The sequence below is a fragment of the Nocardia sp. NPDC050408 genome (assembly GCF_044458905.1).
Lineage (GTDB): Bacteria > Actinomycetota > Actinomycetes > Mycobacteriales > Mycobacteriaceae > Nocardia.
Genome location: NZ_JBITIL010000005.1, coordinates 14,832 through 33,968 on the forward strand (window position 1 = coordinate 14,832; position 19,137 = coordinate 33,968).

The window sequence follows — 19,137 nt, forward strand, 5'->3', positions numbered from 1 at the left end:
AAAACTCATAACTTCGCGCCAATGGTCCGTTCTTTTGGGGCACCGATTTGGCGACGAGTAGGCTTCGGAGGCGTTTCGAGCATGGCACGGCAGCAAGAGCGGGCCCGCCGGACACGCGCGGCGATAATCAGGTCCGCCGCCGTTGAGTTCGGGAAGAGCGGCTATGCCGCTGCATCGCTCAACCGCATTTTGGAAGGTTCACGCGCCACCAAGGGCGCTATGTACTTTCATTTCGATTCCAAGGAAGATCTCGCACGCGCGGTACTCGAGACCGCGGTCGACCGATACCGCACCTCGGCCGAGCGTTGGCTTGCCAGAACGGATCTCGGTCCACTCGACGTCCTGCACGGGATGGTCGACGAGGTGGCATTGCGACTCGAGCACGACATCATCGTGCAGGCCGAATTCCGATTGATCATCGAACCGGACTTCTATCGCGATGTGCAGACCGGCGGCGGTCGGATACTCGGCCGCGCCACCAGAGCGCTCGCGGTCCGAGCCATCGATCAGGGGCAGCTGCGCGCCGACGCCGACCCGGACCGCTTCACCCGCACCATTTCCGCGGCCCTGGCCGGCCAGCGCTATCTGATCGATATCCTCGGCAACGGGGTCGATCTGCGGACCCGGTTCCAGGAGGCGCTCGAGGTCGTGGTCGAGGCGATGGCCACCCCGGAATGGGCCGAGAAGTTCCGCAACGACGGCTGGCGCGCACAGGCCCGACTCGAAGAGCTCGGTTTGGGAGCCTGAACAGCCGATTTGGGAAACGCGGCCGATCTGTCATAAGCTATCCCAGCTCCCAACGGACACCCGTTGAAGCCGGTCCGGAGAAATCCGGGGCGAGCCCCCTTCGTCTAGCGGCCTAGGACGCCGCCCTTTCAAGGCGGTAGCGCGGGTTCGAATCCCGTAGGGGGTACGGTCTTCGGATCGTTGGAAGCAACGCAAGGCCCTGTGGCGCAGTTGGTTAGCGCGCCGCCCTGTCACGGCGGAGGTCGCGGGTTCGAGTCCCGTCAGGGTCGCAAAATAAGCGCCGGAGCAATCCGGCGTTTCGCGTATGGCATTCACCACGGGTGCCTGCGGCCAGGTAGCTCAGTTGGTACGAGCGTCCGCCTGAAAAGCGGAAGGTCGCCGGTTCGATCCCGGCCCTGGCCACCCGCAGACCCGCGGACTCTGCGCGCAGAAAGCGCGCGCCGAGTCTGCGGGTTCAGTGTTTTGTGGGGTGCGATCCTCACGCCCCGCTCGGCGGCCTCTCACCCCGCGAACCCAAGTCCGTCCCGGTGTGCCGTGGCTTGGCTGTGGCCGTTTTCCGGTGTTGCGCTACTCGAGTTCGGCCTCTCGTAGAAGTGGCGTCCTGTGGTCGTGGCCGCTTTCACGGCATGACCTTGTTTCGGCTGTGGCGCTGTCCAGTGCCGCTGGTCGGTGTGCGTCCTGTGGGCGTGGTCGTTTCTTGGTGTGAGCTTGTCTCGGTGTGGTGCTGCCCAGGTGTCGTTGTCGGTCGATGTGCGTCCTGTGGGCGTGATCGCTTCTCAGGTGAGTTGTTTCGAGGGGGGTCTGCCCGGGCGGTCGTTGCTCGCGTGTGGTGTTTTCCGTCGGGTTACCGGGTGTGCTTTCTCGGGTGCGGCGATCTCTCGTGCCCACAGGAGGCGGATCCGGAGAAGGAGCGGATCTCAGGCATTGGGGCGGAAATTGGGGGCTTGGTGATCATGGTGGTGGGATGCTGGGGGGATGGCGGAGAAGTGGTATTACTGCTTGAAGCATCAGCGGGCCGAGAGTGGGAAGCAGTGTTGGTTTCGGGATCGGATGGGGCCGTATCCGGATCAGACCACTGCTGAGCGGGCGTTGGAGATCGTGCATGCGCGCAATGCCCGGGAAGATGCTCGGGACCGGGATTGGCGCCATGGCGATAAGTGAGCCGGCGTCAGGGGTGGTGTGCGGCAACTGATTTCGGTGCGGATCCGGGGATACTCGGCGGGGTGGGTGCGGTGATTTGCGAGGTAGTCGGCAGGTCGCGGGTATTCGGGTGATGGCGGGAGCGTGCGGGCGCTCAGGTGGTCTTCAGTTCGATCAAGTACGGTTCTTGGCAATCAGACGAGTGCTCCGGGTCCTGTCGTGGGTCTGCGGGCTGGAACAGGTGAGCAGGGAGGGCGACCCTTGAGGGTTACCGTTGTTGTGCCGACCTACAACGAGCGGGAGAATCTGCCGGTTGCGGTGGAGCGGCTGACGGCGCTGCTGGTGCCCGATCTGCATGTGCTCGTGGTGGATGACAATTCGCCGGACGGGACCGGTGAGATCGCCGACAAGCTGGCGGTTGAGCTGCCGAATGTCGTGGGCGTACTGCACCGCACCGAAAAGGACGGATTAGGCCGCGCCTACGTGGCCGGGATCACCCGGGCATTGGACGAGGGCGCCGATGTGGTGATCCAGATGGACGCCGACCTGTCACATCCGGCCGAGGTCATTCCGGCCATGCTGGAGAAGCTGAGCACCACCGATGCCGGTGTCGTGCTCGGCTCCCGCTACGTGCCCGGCGGGTCGACCGCCGAGGAGTGGAAGTGGTACCGCAAGGCGCTGTCCGCGTGGGCCAACTTCTACGTGAACCTGATCCTGCGTCTGAGCGTGAAAGACGCGACCGCCGGATTCAAGGCGTGGAAGGCTGACACGCTGCGCGCCATCGACGTGGCCTCGATCCGCAGCAACGGATACTCGTTTCAGGTCGAGATGAACTATCGGACCGTCAAGAAGGGCATCACGATCGCGGAGGTGCCCATCCGGTTCGAGGAGCGCACCCTCGGCGCCTCCAAGATGAGCCTCAAGGTCCAGCTGGAATCCGCCCTTATGCCGTGGAAGCTACTGTTCGGCCGCTCGGTCTGACACATTCCCGACGATGACCGGGCATCCGCACTCCAGTCGGGCATCCGCACTCCAGTCGGGCATCCGCACTCCAGTCGGGCATCCGCACTCCAGTCGGGCATCCGCACTCCAACCGGGCATCCGCACTCCAACCGGGCATCCGCACTCCAACCGGGCATCCGCACTCCAACCGGGCATCCGCACTCCAACCGGGCACCCGCACTCCAACCGGGCATCCACCCACCGACCGGGCACCCACCCACCAACCGGGCATCCACCCACCAATCGGGCACCCGCACTCCAATCGGGCATCCACCCACCGACCGGGCATCCACCCACCGACCGGGCATCCACCCACGAACCGGGCACCCGCACACGAACCGGGCACCCGCACTCCAACCGGGCACCCGTCCGCCAAATATCGGGCACCCGATCGCCTGCCGGACATCTGTGTACGGAGTACCGCGGTATACGGGGGTGCACGGTGAAGGCGCCCGGCGGCGACATCAGCGGTCCGGCTGTGGCCAGTTCAGCAGGGTGTCGGTGTACAGCTGACGAACGGCTTCGACATTGTCGTCCATATCGCTGGGGTCCCAGCTGCTGACGTCGATCGGGTCGAGTATCGCCACATCGACGGTGCCCTTGCGCGCGACCATCGAGTTGCGCCAGTTGACTTCACCAGCATTGCGGATCACCACCGGGATCACCGGCACCCCGGCCTGAATCGCGATATGGAAGGCCCCCTTCTTGAACGGGCCGATTCTCGGCGTATACGACCGGGTGCCTTCGGGTGAGACCGCGATCGACAGCCCGCCGCGCAGCGTATGCACCACCGGCGCGAGCGCCGCCTTGGCCTGCGTGGTGTTCGCACGGTCGATGAAGGTCACCCCGACGAACCGCATCAGCGGACCGAAGATCGGATTCTTCGTCAGCTCCTTCTTGCCGATTCCGGTGACCCCGCCTGCGAGCACCTTGGGCACGATGATCACGTCGAACTGGCTCTGATGGTTGAACAGGAAGACGGCGGGCCGTGGCGCGCGGGCGTTTTCCGCACCGCTGACGCGCAGCCGGATACCGGTTGTGCCGAGAGTCGCACCGGTTCCGTAGGCCATCAGCGCATCGGCCATCTTCCGGCGCTGGCGCGTATACGACTTGCTCAGCACACCGAACAATGCCCCGGCCAGTAGTCCGGCGAATCCGGCGACGGTGCGCAGATAGTCGATCGCGCGCGGTGGTCGGCGCGGACGGAACCTCAGTACGGGCCAATTCTGTTCGACGGCGGCGGTGCCGAGCTGGCGATCGGGATTCACCGTCACCGGATGTCCGACCACCGAGAGCAGCGGCAGATCGGCGATGCTGTCGGCGTAGACATAGCTGTGGGTGATATCCAACACATGCGCTGCGGCGAATTCGCGAACCGCGTCGGCCTTGCCATTGCGCCACAGGGTCTTTCCGTCTGCGTAACCGGTGAGCACACCGTCGGTTGTCGCCATCCGCGTGTACAGCACGTGCTCGATACCGAGTTCGGCCGCGGCGGGTTCGACCTGGAATCGGGTGAGTGCGGTGGCGAGCACAACGGTGTGTCCGGCTGCCTCGTGCGTCCGGATCAGCTGCCACGCTTCGGGATACAGATGCCCGTAGATCTTTTTCCGGAACAGCCGCGTGCCCAACTCGTCCAGCTCGGCTTCCGGTTGGGCGGCCAGTGTCCGCATCGCCTGCTGGAGGAACCGGCTGTATTCGCCATCGGTGAGTTGGTTGCGGATGCTGTCGAGCAGGGTGTCTGCGGCGGTTGCGCCCTTATTGCTCCGAAATGTCCGCCGCCACAGCGACGACCGCCCGAAACCATCCACAACAGTGGCGAAGTCGAAGACCGCGGCCACCTGCGGGCCCTGCGGCCCGGATCGAATCGCGGCGATGGCCGCCGCGAGATCCGTTGGGACCGCGGGGCTCTGTTCAGCCATCAGGCGCCCCGTACCGAAATATTGGACGGGTCGAGTGCGGCGGCCTGGGAGATGCGGGTTGCGATGATGCGCAGCTGGCCAGCGAATTCTTTTCTGCGCCGGACCAATTCGGCCCTCGGCTTGGCCGAGTCGTGACTCACGTGGGCCAACAACCCGTGGTTGTCCGCGAGTTTGAGTGCGCTGGAGAACAATTCGGTGGAGACCGATTCCGGACTGTGCAGTCGCTGCTGCAGCAGCATCTGCCTACCGACGGCGACGCATTCGTCGATGAACTCCTTGCGATCGATCTCCTCGGCGCTGTCGCGGGCCTCGAGCCGCTCGGCCACGACGAGTTGCGCGTCGACGAACGCGCGCAACGCGCGATGGGCCATCATGAATCCGGATGCGGTGAGTTTGTGCAGAATATCCTCGCCGAGGGTGTCCGCCGCGGTGTGTTGGTGCCAATCCGGGTCCACCAGTAGCATTTCCGCGGTCATCTGCGCCGAGAACTCGGCCCGCTCCGGGAAGAAGAATTCGAACTTCAGCAGATCGCGCAGTCGGAAGGCCTCGTCCCAGCCCGCCCGCAGTTGATCCGGCGCCTGCATTTCCAAGGCGCACAGGATGGACAATTCGAGTATGGCGCGGTTGATGAACCAGTGCACCGCGCTATTGCGATAGAACGCGGCCTCCAGATGCGCACCCGATTCGATCGAGTACACCGGTTCCAGCCCGCCGCGATACACCGTCACGACCCTGGCCAGCGACAATTGCTCGAGTACCACCGCGAGACTCTGCTCGTCGCGCAACGCCGCCAGCTCGCCGCTCGGCAACCCGCGCTGTTCGATGTACCGCAGCACGGGGGCCAGCACGGTACGCACTTCGCCGAGGGTGAGCGCACGCTCGTGCACACCCAGTAGCGCCAACGTGACCAGCGCGTTGACCGTGACCGGGGTGACCGTATTGATACCGACGGCGACCTCGAAGGCCAACCGCTGTACGGCCTTTCGCTCCAGTTCGGCGACCTGCGCCGACTCGGCGACATTGTTCGGCGCGGTGCCCGCCGCTTCGGTGCGGTGCAGCGGGATGATCGTCGGCGGCGGGGTGAGCGGATCCCCGTATGCGGCAAGGCGATCGCGTGCCGAGAGCGGTTCGCCGAATCGCACATAGACGTGTCCGGCCGAATGCTGTTGGCTGCGTACATAACGCGCCAGCCAGGCCAGCCCCTCGGGCTTCTTCTTCCCGCCGACCTGTTCGGTGGCGATGGCGCCGAGTTCGTTCAGGCGCTCATAGGTGATCGAGACCGGGACGAGCATGACATCGTCGATCCGATTCGAACGGACCGCGGCGGCAAGGTAATTCAGCAATCCGTAGCGCGGCGGGCGTAGCTTGCCGGTGCGGGTGCGGCCGCCCTCGAAGTACCACTCCATATTGAATCGCTTGGCCAGCAGGTAGGCGAAGTACTCCTCGACCACCGCCTTGTAGACGTCGTCGTCACCGAAGCTGCGCCGGATGAAGACCGCGCCGGTGCGGCGGGCGATCGGCCCCATCGGCCAGAAGCTCAGATTCGCGCCGCCGATCACATGATTCGGTGGAAAGTCATTGCGGGCCAGCACGTCACCGAGGACCAACGCATCGACATAGGACCGGTGCGAGGGCAGGAAGACCAGGGGATGGTTCCGGTTCAACGCGCGCAACCCGTCCAGGCCGGAGTCGTCGGAGTCGACCTTCCAGGTCGAGGCATGGATCGGGCGCATTGCCTGGGTGAACAGATCCGAGACCAACCGGCTCTGGGCGGCGACGAGCTCGTTCAGCGCCTTCTCCGCCCGTCGGTACACCTCATGCGGACTCATGCCGAGCTGATCGGCGATGAGTTCGAGCCTGCGCAGGAACTCGGGGGAGTCGAGGATCTCCTCGGCCACCAGCCGCGGCACCTTGTACCGGTCGCCGATGATGGAACGTTCAGCGCGTTCCAGAGCGACGACCGCGGCGCGCACGATAGCGCGGGCGAACGGCTCGGCGGAGCCCTTCATGAGCAGCGCCGCCGCCTCCGGGTTATTGGCGCGCAGTTCGCTGAGCAGTGCTGGCTGGCCGGTGAGCACCACGTGACGGTCCGGTGATTTGCCGATCAACCGGCGTTGCGCGAACCGGTTCGGCTTGCGCGGATTGGTCAGCAGGGCCAAGTCGGCGAAGGTGATGCGGCGGACCCCGTCGCGTTCCGCCGGCAGCCACAGCACCCGGATCGGCACGACCAGCGGATCGTCGCGCCGTCCGACGAGTCGATCGCCGATCGCATCCGCATCCAGATCCAACTGGGTAATGGGTGCGTCGACGCCGAGTTCGTGTTCGACGCCGCCCTCGGCCAGCCAGGCGCCGACGAGTTCGCGTTCCACGCGGGAGCCCGCATCGATCAGTGCCACCACGGAGTCGGGTGCTGCCGCTCGAGCCGGAGCGGGCGAATCCCCGCGATGATCGATCATGACTCCTATTGAAGCCCGCCAGTGGATTCCGCGCAGGAACTCCGGCGGGCGAGTTGGGCATCAGGCCCCGACACGGCGTTTGCGATCGCGCGCGATCGTGATCGCGAACTAGGCTGCGCGCATGGATTGGGCGTTACGCGCGTGCGGCTGGCACGGCCATTACACCTATGCGCCGGACGAGCAGGATCTGGCGGAGCGGCTGCATGTTCAGACGGTGGCCGGTGTCGCGTGGCGGTGTCTGCGCTGTGGCACTTTCGTGCCCGGCGAACCGGTGGGCTCCGGACCCGCCGACCATGCGCCGGAGGTGCCGCGCGGACGACTGCTGCGGGACCGCTGGCTGATGCGGGCATTGGCGATCGAGCGGTTGGTGCGAGGTTTGCTGTTGGTGGTCGCCGCGCTCGCCGTCTTCAAATTCCAGTCCTCGCGCGAGGATATGCGGGCGGCCTTCGACCAGGAACTGCCGCTGCTGCGGCCGCTGGCCGATCAGATCGGCTGGGATATCGACCGATCCAAGATCGTGCATCTGATCGATGACGCGTTCTCGCTGTCGAATACCACTTTGCTGTGGGTGGCCATCGGCATCCTCGCCTATGCGGCGCTGCAGGCGATCGAGGCGGTCGGGCTGTGGTTGGTGAAGCGCTGGGGTGAGTATTTTGCTGTGGTCGCGACCAGCATCTTCCTGCCGTTGGAGATCTACGAGCTGACCGAGAAGATCACCGTGCTGCGCATCGGGGCGCTGCTGATCAATATCGTCGCGGTGGTCTGGCTGGTCTACAGCAAGCGGTTGTTCGGAGTGCGGGGTGGCGGGGCCGCGTACCACGCAGAGCACAGCACGGAGAGTTTGCTGAGCGTCGAGCGGTCGGCGGTCGCAGTGCCCGGGGAGTAGCCGTTCGCTGTGGTCTGGAGCACAGTAGCGACCTATGCAGGTAATGCTAACCTTACTTTTCTAAGTTAGGTCAGCATAACCTTGGAGGATCGTTGTCGACCACGGAGCGCTCGCGCGTTGAGTATGTGACCGATCCGGCGGCAGCGATGTCCCGGCTGGCGGCGGCCGAGCGCTTCGGCGAATACGTGATGTACGAACGGCCCGGCGAATGGGTATTCGCCGCGGATCCGCTCGGCAGTGTCGAACTCGACGCCAACGAACTACGCGTGTCCTGGGATGGGCGCGGCGCCACCAGTGTCTGGGAGGGCAGCCCGGCACGCGTCGTCGACAACGCGCTCGCCACGCTGCCGCTCGGCGGGCGCCAGGCCTACGGCTGGATCGGATTCGAATTCTGCGCATGGGCATTGGATGCGACGCGGCATCTGCATCCGCGTACCGCACTGGCCCATCTGATGATTCCGCGCATCGAGGTGCGTGTCGGCGAGTTCGGCGTCCGGATTTCCGGGGCGACACCGACCGAGGCCAATGACATTCGCGATCTCATCGCCGCATCCCAGGAAACCGAACTGCCGCAGGCGCATCCGGTCGACGTGCGTCTCGATCCGACCGGATATCGCGATCGGGTCGCCGAGGCGGTCGCGGAAATCCGTTCCGGCCGCTATCAGAAGGTCATCCTGTCCAGGAAGGTCGATCTGCCGTTCGCGGTGGATGTCCCGGCCAGTTATCGGCTCGGCCGCGCCAACAACACTCCGGCGCGCTCGTTCCTGCTTCGCCTCGGTGGACTCGAGGCCGCCGGATTCAGTCCCGAGTTGGTCGCCTCCGTCGACGAGGATCGGGTGGTCACCACCGAGCCGCTCGCCGGTACACGCGCCTTCGGACTCGGCGAAGCGATCGATATGGCGGCTCGCGCTGAGCTCATCACCGATCCCAAAGAAATCGTGGAGCACGCGATTTCGGTGCAGACCTCCTTCGCCGAGATCACCGAGGTGGCCGATCCCGGCACGCCCGCGGTCTCCGATTTCATGGCGGTTCGCGAACGTGGCAGCGTGCAGCACCTGGCCTCGACGGTGCGCGGGCGGCTCGCGGCAGATCGTTCCAGTTGGGATGCGCTGGAGGTTTTGTTCCCGTCGGTTACAGCGTCCGGTATTCCGAAGCGTGCGGGTGTCGATTCGGTATTCCGTCTCGACGGTGCGCCGCGTGGTCTGTATTCCGGTGCCGTGGTGACGATTTCGCCGAGCGGTGCGATGGAGGCGGCGCTGGTGCTGCGGGCGGTGTACCAGACCACCCAGGGTGCGTGGCTGCGGGCCGGTGCGGGCATTGTCGGGCAGTCGCGGCCGGAGCGCGAATTCGAGGAGACCTGCGAAAAGCTGGGCAGTGTCGCGCCCTACGTGGTCAAGGCCTAGCAAATTCAGACCCATCAAGGTCGGCCCGCGTTCCGAATCATCTGCTGGGGCAACCCGGTTATCCGGGGTTCGGATCGGGGGTGGCGATATCGGACTCGCGCCACCCCCGACCGTTCCGGTCAGCCTCGGCTGGTGCGTAAGGCCTTCTTATCGATCTTGCCGACGGCGGTGATCGGCAGTTCGTCGGTCTGGCGGAGCAGGTCCGGGAGTTTGTAGGTCGCCAGGCCACGGTCGGTGAGGAAGGACTTCAGCTCGGCCAAGGTCGGCATCTCACCGTCGACAACCAGGACGGCGCAGACCTTTTCACCCAGCGCGGCATCGGGGAAGCCGACGGCTGCCGCATGCCGGACCGACGGGTGGGCGAGCAGATGTTCCTCGAGTTCATCGCAGGAGATGTTCTCGCCGCCGCGGTTGATGACGTCCTTGATACGGCCGGAGACGATCAGATGGCCGCTCGGCAGTCGGCGCACGAGATCGCCGGAGCAGTAGTAGCCGTCGGTGGTGAAGGCGCGGGCGTTGTGTTCGGGCGCGCGGTAGTAGCCGCGGATTGTGTAGGGCCCCTTGGCGAGCAGTTCGCCCTCTTCGCCCGGAGCGACATCGTTGCCCTCGGCATCCACGACCCGCACCTCGTCGGCAGGCGAGAGCGGACGGCCCTGGGTGGTGCAGACGATATCGGCGCTGTCGTCGAGGCGGGTGTAGTTGAGCAGGCCCTCGGCCATACCGAAGACCTGTTGCAATTGCACGCCCAGCGCGGGCGCGACCTCGCGGGCGTTCACCGCGGCCAGCCGTGCGCCGCCGACCTGGAGTAGACGAAGTGAGCCGAGGTCGGCGTCCTCCCATTCGGTTGCCGCGCACCAGAGTTGGGCCAGCGGCGGCACGACTGCGGTGACGGTGACGCGATGTCGTTCGATGGCGACGAAGGCGCTTTCCGGGCTCGGATCGGTGATGAAGGTGACGGCCGCGCCGACCGAGACGGTGCCCAAGATGCCGGGGCAGGCGAGAGGGAAGTTATGTGCGGCGGGCAGTGTCGCGAGGTAGACGTCGTGTTCGGTCAGCCCGCAGACCTCGGCGCTTGCGGTGGCGTTGTAGACGTAGTCGTCGTGGGTGCGCGCGATGAGCTTCGGCAGGCCGGTAGTGCCGCCGGAGACCAGCATCAGCGCGATATCGCTCGGATCGATTTCGGGCAGTGAACCACCGTCGCGGGGAATCGAATTCAGATCGGTGAAGGTTCCCGGATCGCCGAGTATCAGAACGTGGTGCAGGGTGGGCACGGCCGAACGGAGAGTTTCGGCCAGTTCGCGGTAGTCGAAGTCACCGAGCCGGTCCGCCGCGATGTACGCGACAGCCTCGGAAAGTCCGGCCAGATGCTCGATTTCGGCGCGGCGATGGGCGGGCAGGGTCAGCACCGGAATGATTCCGGCGCGTAGCAATCCGAACAGGACCGTCAGGAACTCCGGCACATTCGGCAGTTGTACTACCACCCGATCGCCCGGCGCGATGCCGAGTGCGAGCAATCCGTGGGCCATTCGGTCGGCTTCGGCATCCACCCACGCGTAGGTGCGCGCGTTGTCGGCATCGAGCAGTGCGGTGCGGTGCGGGTGCCGGGTCGCGGTCGCGCGCAGCAGGTCGCCGAGTGGGCGGCCGGTCCAGTAACCGGCCGCGCGATAGGTAGCGGCGTCGGTGGCGGGGAAGGGGACGTAGCCGTCGTGATGGGTGGGCGAGGTGGATGTCGAAGTCACGGTCTGCCTCACTGGAAGATCTGCTGCCCGATTAAGGGTCTCATAACATAGGTTAGGCAACCCTATCTCAATGCGGTAGGCTACCGCCGAGCAGTCTCGATCCGCCGGATGCGGCGGCGACCAAGGAGTGACAGCGCCAGATGGAGCCAGCACAGCGACCGGGGGACGGGGCGGGGATCAGCCGGGACGAAATTCGCGCGGCCATCGCGAGGCAGCTCGACGTTCCCGTCGAGACGATCGCCGATGGCGATGATCTGATCCAGCTCGGACTGGACTCCATTCGCACCATGAAGTTGGCGGGCGGCTGGCGCAAGCATGGGCTGGAGATCAACTTCGCGCAGTTGGCGGCGGCGCCGTCGGTCGCGGAGTGGGCGCGGTTGCTCGGTGTCGACGAATCCGTCACGACGGTCCAACCCGGACGGGTCGAAAACGTAGATCCCGAGGATGAATTCGCGCCCTTCCCGTTGGGGTCGATGCAGCACGCCTATTGGGTTGGTCGCTGTGAGGAACAGGATCTCGGCGGTGTCGCCGCACACCTGTATGTCGAATTCGACGGTGCCGAGGTCGATCCCGAACGATTGGCGGGGGCGGTGACGGGTCTCGTTGCGGTGCATCCGATGCTGCGAACCAGGTTCCTTCCCGACGGCACCCAGCAGACCATTCTCAACCCGGGTCGGCCCGTGTTCTCGGTCGTCGATCTACGCGCGCTTACTTCCGCGGCGGCTGCGGCCGAGCTCGAGCGATTGCGCGACAGCAAGACTCATCAGCGGCTGTCCATCGAGGACGGCCAGGTGCTCGATGTGACACTGAGCCTGCTCGCCGACGGTCGCACCCGGCTGCATCTCGATGTCGACATGATCGCGGGTGACGCGATGAGCTATCGCGTCCTCGTCGCCGACCTCGCCGAGCTCTACCACGGCGGCACGGTGCCGCCGCAGGGCTACAGCTATCGCCGCTATCGCACCGAGCGCACGGTGGATTCCGTTGCCAGGGAACGCGATAAGCAGTGGTGGCGCGATCGGCTGCCGGAGCTGCCCGGCGCACCGGAACTGCCGACCATTCCGGTCAGCGAACGCGCCGAGCCGCATCGCACCGTCCGCTACAACCACTGGTTGGAGCCGGAAGCCAAGCAGCGGCTGCTCGCCGCCGCGCATGCCCGCGGCATTACACCGGCAATGGCACTGGCCGCGGTATTCGCCGAGACCATCGGCGGCTGGTCGGCGCAGAGCCGCTTCCTGCTGAATGTGCCACTGTTCCACCGTGAACCGGTGCATCCGGATATCGACCGGGTGATCGGTGATTTCACCTCCTCGATCATGCTGGAGGTGGATGTCACCGACAACGTGACGGTCGCCGAGCGGGCCAAGGCACTGCAGCGTGCGATGCACGAAAGCGGTGCGCACACCGCGTATTCCGGACTCGAAGTGCTGCGCGATCTCGGCAGACAGCGCGGCGAGCCGGTGCTCGCGCCGATCGTTTACACCAGCGCGCTCAACCTGGGCGAGTTGTTCGCCACCTCGGTCACCGAGACGTTCGGCGAGCCGGTGTGGATCATCTCGCAAGGCCCGCAGGTGCTGTTGGACGCGCAGGTCACCGAGGTGCGCGGTGGGCTACTGCTGAACTGGGACGTGCGCGAATCGGCGTTCCCCACGGGCATGATCGACGCCATGTTCGCCAGCTACACCGAGGCCATCAGCAGGCTGGGTGCGGGCGAAGCCGGCTGGAGCGCCGAGGCCGCCGTACAGCTGCCGGTCGCCCAGGCCGCCGTGCGTGCCGCGGTGAACGCGACCGACGGCCCGGTCTCCGGACGAGCGCTGCACCAGGGTTTCTTCGACCATGCCCGCAGCGCACCCGAAGCACCCGCGGTGCTGTGGCGGCGCGACGGCGTGGACGGCGGCTGGAGCTACGGCGAACTTGCCGCACAAGCGCTCTCGGTCGCGGCCGCGCTACGCGAGATCGGGGTCCGGCCCGGCGAAACCGTCGCGGTACAGCTGCCGAAGGGACCGGATCAGATACTCGCCGTACTCGGTGTGCTCGCGGCGGGTGCCGCGTATGTGCCCATCGGTTTCGATCAACCGGTCGGGCGACGCGCGGAGATCCTGCGCACCGGCGACGTGGTCGCCGCGCTAACCGTCGACGGCGGCGATATGGGCCGCCCGGATATCACCTGTCTGCCGCTGTGGGCGGCGCGTACCCATCCGAATCCATTGGCCGAGCCGGTGATTCCGGATCCGGAGTCGATCGCCTATGTGCTGTTCACCTCCGGCTCAACCGGTGTCCCGAAGGGCGTCGACGTGCCGCACCGCGGTGCGATGAACACCATCGACGCGGTGAACGAGTGGTTCGAGGTCGGCCCGACCGACCGGGTACTCGGACTGTCCGCGCTTGAATTCGACGCTTCCGTCTACGACATGTTCGGCATGTTCGCCGTCGGCGGCTCGGTCGTCGCGCTGTCGGCCGCGCAGCGCGAGGAGGCCACCAGTTGGGTGGAATTGCTGGCCCACCACCGGGTCTCGATCCTCAACTGCGTGCCGAGCATGCTCGATATGATCCTGGAGATCGGCGGGGACCACCTGGGCGCTTCGTTGCGCGCGGTCACCCTCGGCGGCGATTGGGTCGGCGCGGATCTGGCGCGGCGGCTGGCGAAGCAGGTGCCCGGCTGCCGGTTCTCCGGATTGGGCGGTGCCACCGAAACCTCCATCCACAACACCATTTGCGAGGTCGCCGACCCACCCGGGCATTGGGCCACCGTCCCGTTCGGTGTGCCGCTGCGCAATGTGCGCTGCCGCGTGGTGAATTCGGCTGGCCGCGACTGCCCGGACTGGGTGCCCGGCGAATTCTGGGTCGGCGGTGCGAATGTCGCGGCGGGTTATCGCAACGATCCGGAGCGCACCGCGCAACGGTTCGTCGTGCACGACGATCTGCGCTGGTACCGCACCGGTGATATGGCGCGCTACTGGCCCGACGGCACCATCGAATTCCTCGGTCGCGCCGACCATCAGGTGCAGATCCGCGGCTACCGGGTGGAATTGGGCGAGGTGGAAAGCGGACTGCGCACCGCACCGGGTGTGCGGCACGCGGTGGCCGCCGTGGTCGGCACGGGTGCGCCGAAGTTGGTCGCGGCGGTCTCGGGCGAGGTCGCCTCCGTCGAGGCAATTGTCACCGCGGTTCGAGATCTGTTGCCCGGCTACATGATTCCCACTCGCATCGAGATCCTCGAGCAGATGCCGTTGACCGATAACGGCAAGCTGGATCGGCGCGCGGTGGTTGCGCTGTTGGAGCCCGATACGGCCGAAGCGGTGGACGCAGGCCCGCGCACGCCGCTGGAGGCCGCGCTGGGCACCATCGTCGCCGAAGTGCTCGGTACCGATCGCATCGGCGTGCACGACGACTTCTTCGGTGCGGGCGGTGACTCGGTGCTGGCCACCACGGCCGTCGCCAGGATCCGCGAATGGCTGGAGGTGGACCATGCGCTGGTCGCCGATCTGCTGGTCGGCCGGACGGTGGCCGGGTTGGCGGGGCGTCTGGTGGAGCGGGAGACCAGCCGCGGTACGCCCGACCGCCTGGATGCCGTCGCCGAGTTGTACTTGGAGGTGCTGGCCATGACCGACGAGGAGATCCTCGCCCAGGCGTGAGCCGCGCACACTAGACTTGGCGATCATGAGCCATTGGGATACCTCGAACATTCCCGATCAGAGTGGCCGCACGATCATCGTCACCGGCGCGAATAGCGGGCTGGGGGCGGTGACGGCGCGTGCGCTGGCCGGGGCGGGTGCGCAGGTGGTCCTGGCCTGTCGGAATGTGGCCAAGGGCGAGAAAGTGGCAGGGGAGATCGGTGCGCGGGCCGAGGTGCGCGAACTCGATCTCGCGGATCTGGCCTCGGTGCGTGCGTTCGCCGATGCGGTCGACCGGGCCGACGTACTGATCAATAACGCGGGCGTAATGGCGGTGCCGCAGCGACGGACCGCCGACGGCTTCGAAATGCAAGTCGGCACAAACCATCTCGGTCACTTCGCGCTGACCGGGCTGCTGCTGGAAAAGATCTCGGACCGGGTGGTTACGGTCTCGAGCAGTGCGCACCGGGCCGGCAAGATCGATCTGGACGATCTGAACTGGGAGCGCCGCAAGTACCAGCGCTGGTCGGCCTACGGTCAGGCGAAGTTGGCCAACCTGATGTTCGCTTATGAGCTGCAGCGCAGGTTGACCGCGGCGGGTTCGTCGAAGATTTCGGTGGCCGCGCATCCCGGTTATGCCGCAACGGAACTGCAGTCGCACACCGAATCCATCCTGGACACGGTCATGGCGCTGGGCAACCGGCTGCTGGCCCAAAGCGCCGAAATGGGTGCGTTGCCGGAGATCTACGCGGCTACCGAGCAGGTCGAGCCGGGCGCGTTCTATGGTCCCGACGGATGGGGCGCCATGCGCGGCTACCCGGGGCTGTCCGGTTCCACCGCGGCATCCAAGGACGAGCAGGTCGCGCGCGGCCTGTGGGAGCTGTCGGAGAAGCTTACCGGCGTTGTCTACGCATTCGGCAAGTAGCCGAATCCGTTGCGGCGCAGGTCGACTCGGTTCGACCTCTACTGACCAGGGTGTCGTCATTCAAGTGCCCCAGGCTGCGGTCTCATGATGTGGGTCACATTCGGGGATGTCACACTCGGATGGGCCGCGTCGTCCTCTCTGTGAACCCAACCGAATGGAAAGGCAGAGATCATGGAACAGCGCTTCAACCTCTACGCCAACCCGGTCGCCGGCAGCTACGTCAAGCGCCTCATCACCGCGGGCAAGGTCGTCGACGGATCGTCCCTGCCCGCCGCCACCTACGAGCTGGTCAAGATCCGCGCCAGCCAGATCAACGGCTGCGGCATGTGCGTCGATATGCACACCAAGGATGCCGCGCACGCGGGTGAGACCGCCGTGCGACTCAACCTCGTCGCCGCATGGCACGAGGCCACCGTTTTCACCGAGGCCGAGCGTGCCGCTCTCGCCCTCACCGAAGAGGCCACCCGCATCGGTGACGGCCGCGGCGTCAGCGACGAGACCTGGGAGCAGGTGCGCAAGCACTACGACGACGATCAGACCGCTGCGCTCATCGCGGCCATCGCCACGATCAACGCGTGGAACCGGATGAATGTGATCGTCCGCACCCCGGCCGGTGGTTACGTCCCCGGTCAGTTGGGGTGAGCTGCGGCACGAAAATCGGCCCTGCGGTTACCTCGGGATAGTCCCTGGTACAGTCACCGTCGTGCAGCGCGTCTATTTCTGGTTTAGCAAGCCGGCCCCGGGTGGGTCGGTCTGCGGCAACCATTTGCGCTGACCTCACCTCCACCCCGAGCCGGATGATTGACCGGCTCGACGGGTTTCACCTCCGTGGGTCGGCCTTGAAGTAAAGGAACCCACAAACGATGACTACCGCAGCCGACGCCGACGCGCGGCATGCCCACCCGTCGCCCGACCACCACCCCTCATCGAATCGCTCCGCGATGCTGTTCGGTTTGGACGACCAACGCACGCTGAGTGTGAGCCCGTTGCGCTCACCGGCCGAGGTGCGTCAGGTGCACCGGATCACCGATGCCCTGGCCGATGTGGTCCGAGCCGGTCGCAAAGCCACCGTCGACGTGCTCGATGGTGCCGACGATCGCCTGATGGTGATCGTCGGACCGTGTTCGGTCCATGATCCGGCCGCCGCGCTGGATTACGCACGTCGCTTAGCCGCCAAGGCGGCCGAGCTGGACGATCGGCTGCACGTCGTGATGCGGGTGTACTTCGAGAAGCCGCGCACCACCCTGGGCTGGAAGGGTCTGATCAACGATCCGCACCTGGACGGCTCCTTCGACGTCAATACCGGCCTCGGCATCGGCCGCAAGGTACTGGTCGATATCACCGCTCTCGGCCTGCCGGTGGCCTGTGAATTCCTCGACCCGATCACCCCGCAGTACATCGCGGATCTGGTCTCCTACGGCGCCATCGGCGCGCGCACCGCGGCCAGCCAGGTGCACCGCCAGCTCAGCAGCGCACTGTCCATGCCGGTCGGGATCAAGAACGGCACCGACGGCGATGTGCAGGTGGCCGTCGACGGTGTGCGGGCCGCCGCGGCCAGCCACGTATTCCCCGGCACAGATCTGGACGGCCGCTCGGCGCTGATCCGCACCACCGGAAATCCGGACTGCCATGTGATCCTGCGGGGCGGCAGCACCGGCCCGAACTACGACGCCGCCTCGGTCCGCGAGGCCTGCATGCGCTTGGAGAAGGCATCGCTTCCGCAGCGGATCGTGGTGGATGCCAGCCACGGCAACAGCAATAAGGATCACAACAAGCAGGTCGATGTGGTCACCGATATCGCGGGCCGGTTGGCCGCCGGTGAGCCGGGGGTGGTCGGGGTGATGTTGGAGAGCTTCCTCGTCGCGGGCCGCCAGGATCTGACCCTCGGGCACGCCGACGCCTTGACCTACGGTCAGTCCATCACCGATGCCTGCATCGATTGGGAGACCACGGCCGCCCAGCTCGATCGCCTCGCCGACGCGGTGCAGCGGCGCCGCGATCGCTGATACCCGAGCCTGTCGCCCCGGTGAAAGCCGGGGCGCGGCTACGGATTTCGGCGCGGTTTCGCGACAACGCCGAGGATACCGCCGGAGCAGACGGTGGCGCCGTCGAAGCCCGCGGTGGCCAGATAATCGATGAGATGTCCGGGCGCGGGCTTGGGACCGGCGCTGGAAGGTCCGTCCGGCTGTCCGTATCCGTAGAACAGAAACAGTGTGCCGTCGGGCGCGAGGACCTGCCGTATCAGTGCTAGTTCGGCGGTGGGCCGCTTGGTCCAGAACAGATTCACGTTGACGGCGACAATCTTGTCGAAGCCGCAGGCCGGTCCGATTTCGGCGAGTACCCGGGCCCGGTCGAGCTGTTCCAATCCGGCGTGCAACAGGTGGACCTTGCCGCATTTGATCAGTGCGGCATGGCGTTTTGCCGCACGGGCGATGGCCGTCGGGGAACGGTCCACGCCGACGATCCGACCGCCGTCCAGCCGTGCGGCCAGGTACGCGATCGAGTCGCTGGAGCCGGGACCGATCTCCAGGATCCGGTCGTCGGGCCGCAGGTGCATGGTTTCGGCGATCCACTCGAATCGGGCATCGGCCGCCATATTCGTAATCTACGACTGTTGCGCCGCGCCGGTCGGCGGTTCGGGCCCACTCGTCTCCCGACCGCCACCCTCATCGAATCGCTACGCGATGCCGAATATCCCGGTCGGCCAATCGGGTGCCGGGCCGGGCGGGTCTGTCGCCAGTCGTCCGGCCAGCCAGGTATCGCGGCGGCTGCCGCGCTGCATGCTGCCGAGTCGCGCCATGCCCTCGTAGCGAAAACCATTGCGGCGGACCACCGCGGCCGAGGCGTGATTGCCGACGAAGGCGCGCCAGCTGATCCGGCTCAGCCCCAATCCTGCGGGCTGGAAACCGAATTCGCACACCAGGGCGACCGCACGCGACATCAGTCCGCGTCCGCGTTGCGCGGAGGCCAACCAGAAACCGATCTCCGATGCCGACTCGTCGCGCGCGTTGAGATCGATCATGCCGACGACCGGCCCATCGGCGCGCGTGCGCAGCGCCCAGATCGGGCTGCGGGTGGCCCAGCCCGGCGCGACCATATCGTCGAGGAAGGATTCGGCATTCTTGCGGTGATACGGCACCGGAATCGTCACCCACTCGGCAATGCTGGGCTCCTGGCAGCATGCGACGATATCGTCGATATCGGCCTCGGTCGGCCGCGACAACCAGATGGTTGTGTCCGATAGCGGATGATCCTCCATATGAGCATGGTGTCATGACCGGCTCGTCGGGCCTATCAGCGCGGAAC

General features: G+C 66.1%; 14 protein-coding genes and 3 tRNA genes. 12 read left to right on the forward strand and 5 right to left on the reverse strand.

The window, feature by feature from the left end:
* Positions 1-81: 81 nt before the first annotated feature.
* The 6 genes from ACIBJI_RS16695 (at position 82) to ACIBJI_RS16720 (ending at position 2,868) form a co-directional block, all read left to right on the forward strand.
* Complete coding sequence (locus tag ACIBJI_RS16695; RefSeq protein ID WP_364347042.1) at positions 82-747, forward strand: TetR/AcrR family transcriptional regulator; 666 nt, start codon at positions 82-84, stop codon at positions 745-747.
* A gap of 93 nt (positions 748-840) precedes the next feature.
* Positions 841-913 (forward strand) — tRNA-Glu (locus tag ACIBJI_RS16700).
* Positions 914-942: 29 nt separating this feature from the next.
* Positions 943-1,016, forward strand: a tRNA-Asp gene (locus tag ACIBJI_RS16705).
* 59 nt (positions 1,017-1,075) lie between these two features.
* A tRNA-Phe gene (locus tag ACIBJI_RS16710) sits at positions 1,076-1,149 on the forward strand.
* A 573-nt stretch (positions 1,150-1,722) separates the two neighbouring features.
* Positions 1,723-1,908: a hypothetical protein gene (locus tag ACIBJI_RS16715; protein ID WP_397084771.1), complete on the forward strand. Its 186-nt coding sequence runs from the start codon at positions 1,723-1,725 to the stop codon at positions 1,906-1,908.
* A 240-nt stretch (positions 1,909-2,148) separates the two neighbouring features.
* Positions 2,149-2,868: a polyprenol monophosphomannose synthase gene (locus ACIBJI_RS16720; RefSeq protein ID WP_364347044.1), complete on the forward strand. Its 720-nt coding sequence runs from the start codon at positions 2,149-2,151 to the stop codon at positions 2,866-2,868.
* Between the two features lie 485 nt (positions 2,869-3,353).
* On the opposite strand, the gene ACIBJI_RS16725 is transcribed toward ACIBJI_RS16720, so the two are convergent.
* Together ACIBJI_RS16725 and ACIBJI_RS16730 are read right to left on the reverse strand one after the other, a co-directional pair.
* Positions 3,354-4,808 carry an HAD-IB family hydrolase gene (locus tag ACIBJI_RS16725; RefSeq protein ID WP_396959431.1) on the reverse strand — a complete coding sequence of 485 codons (1,455 nt, stop codon included), beginning with the start codon at positions 4,806-4,808 and terminating at the stop codon, positions 3,354-3,356.
* Positions 4,808-7,264: a glycerol-3-phosphate 1-O-acyltransferase gene (locus ACIBJI_RS16730; protein ID WP_364347048.1), complete on the reverse strand. Its 2,457-nt coding sequence runs from the start codon at positions 7,262-7,264 to the stop codon at positions 4,808-4,810. Before ACIBJI_RS16730 ends, ACIBJI_RS16725 begins: the two co-directional genes overlap by 1 nt.
* Before the next feature lie 121 nt (positions 7,265-7,385).
* Here ACIBJI_RS16730 and ACIBJI_RS16735 point away from each other — a divergent pair, with 121 nt between their 5' ends.
* Together ACIBJI_RS16735 and ACIBJI_RS16740 are read left to right on the forward strand one after the other, a co-directional pair.
* A complete protein-coding gene (locus tag ACIBJI_RS16735; protein ID WP_364347050.1) occupies positions 7,386-8,150 on the forward strand; it encodes a DUF2127 domain-containing protein in 765 nt (254 codons plus the stop codon).
* A gap of 92 nt (positions 8,151-8,242) precedes the next feature.
* Positions 8,243-9,553 (forward strand): salicylate synthase, encoded by a 1,311-nt coding sequence (locus ACIBJI_RS16740; protein ID WP_364347052.1) that lies wholly within the window; start codon positions 8,243-8,245, stop codon positions 9,551-9,553.
* A 119-nt stretch (positions 9,554-9,672) separates the two neighbouring features.
* Here ACIBJI_RS16740 and ACIBJI_RS16745 read toward each other — a convergent pair whose 3' ends face one another.
* Positions 9,673-11,292, reverse strand: a complete 1,620-nt coding sequence (locus tag ACIBJI_RS16745) for an AMP-binding protein (RefSeq protein WP_364347054.1) — start codon at positions 11,290-11,292, stop codon at positions 9,673-9,675.
* A gap of 140 nt (positions 11,293-11,432) precedes the next feature.
* Here ACIBJI_RS16745 and ACIBJI_RS16750 point away from each other — a divergent pair, with 140 nt between their 5' ends.
* The 4 genes from ACIBJI_RS16750 to ACIBJI_RS16765 all read left to right on the forward strand — a co-directional run bounded on the left by ACIBJI_RS16750 (position 11,433) and on the right by ACIBJI_RS16765 (position 17,837).
* Positions 11,433-14,927 (forward strand): amino acid adenylation domain-containing protein, encoded by a 3,495-nt coding sequence (locus tag ACIBJI_RS16750; protein ID WP_364347057.1) that lies wholly within the window; start codon positions 11,433-11,435, stop codon positions 14,925-14,927.
* A gap of 25 nt (positions 14,928-14,952) precedes the next feature.
* Positions 14,953-15,831, forward strand: coding sequence for an oxidoreductase (locus ACIBJI_RS16755; RefSeq protein ID WP_364347059.1), 879 nt, complete (start codon positions 14,953-14,955; stop codon positions 15,829-15,831).
* Positions 15,832-16,002: 171 nt separating this feature from the next.
* A complete protein-coding gene (locus ACIBJI_RS16760) occupies positions 16,003-16,473 on the forward strand; it encodes a carboxymuconolactone decarboxylase family protein (RefSeq protein ID WP_364347061.1) in 471 nt (156 codons plus the stop codon).
* Between the two features lie 221 nt (positions 16,474-16,694).
* Positions 16,695-17,837 (forward strand): 3-deoxy-7-phosphoheptulonate synthase, encoded by a 1,143-nt coding sequence (locus ACIBJI_RS16765; protein WP_396959421.1) that lies wholly within the window; start codon positions 16,695-16,697, stop codon positions 17,835-17,837.
* Positions 17,838-17,875: 38 nt separating this feature from the next.
* Here ACIBJI_RS16765 and ACIBJI_RS16770 read toward each other — a convergent pair whose 3' ends face one another.
* Together ACIBJI_RS16770 and ACIBJI_RS16775 are read right to left on the reverse strand one after the other, a co-directional pair.
* Complete coding sequence (locus tag ACIBJI_RS16770; RefSeq protein ID WP_364347063.1) at positions 17,876-18,427, reverse strand: class I SAM-dependent methyltransferase; 552 nt, start codon at positions 18,425-18,427, stop codon at positions 17,876-17,878.
* 81 nt (positions 18,428-18,508) lie between these two features.
* Complete coding sequence (locus ACIBJI_RS16775) at positions 18,509-19,090, reverse strand: GNAT family N-acetyltransferase (protein ID WP_364347065.1); 582 nt, start codon at positions 19,088-19,090, stop codon at positions 18,509-18,511.
* Positions 19,091-19,137 lie beyond the last annotated feature (47 nt).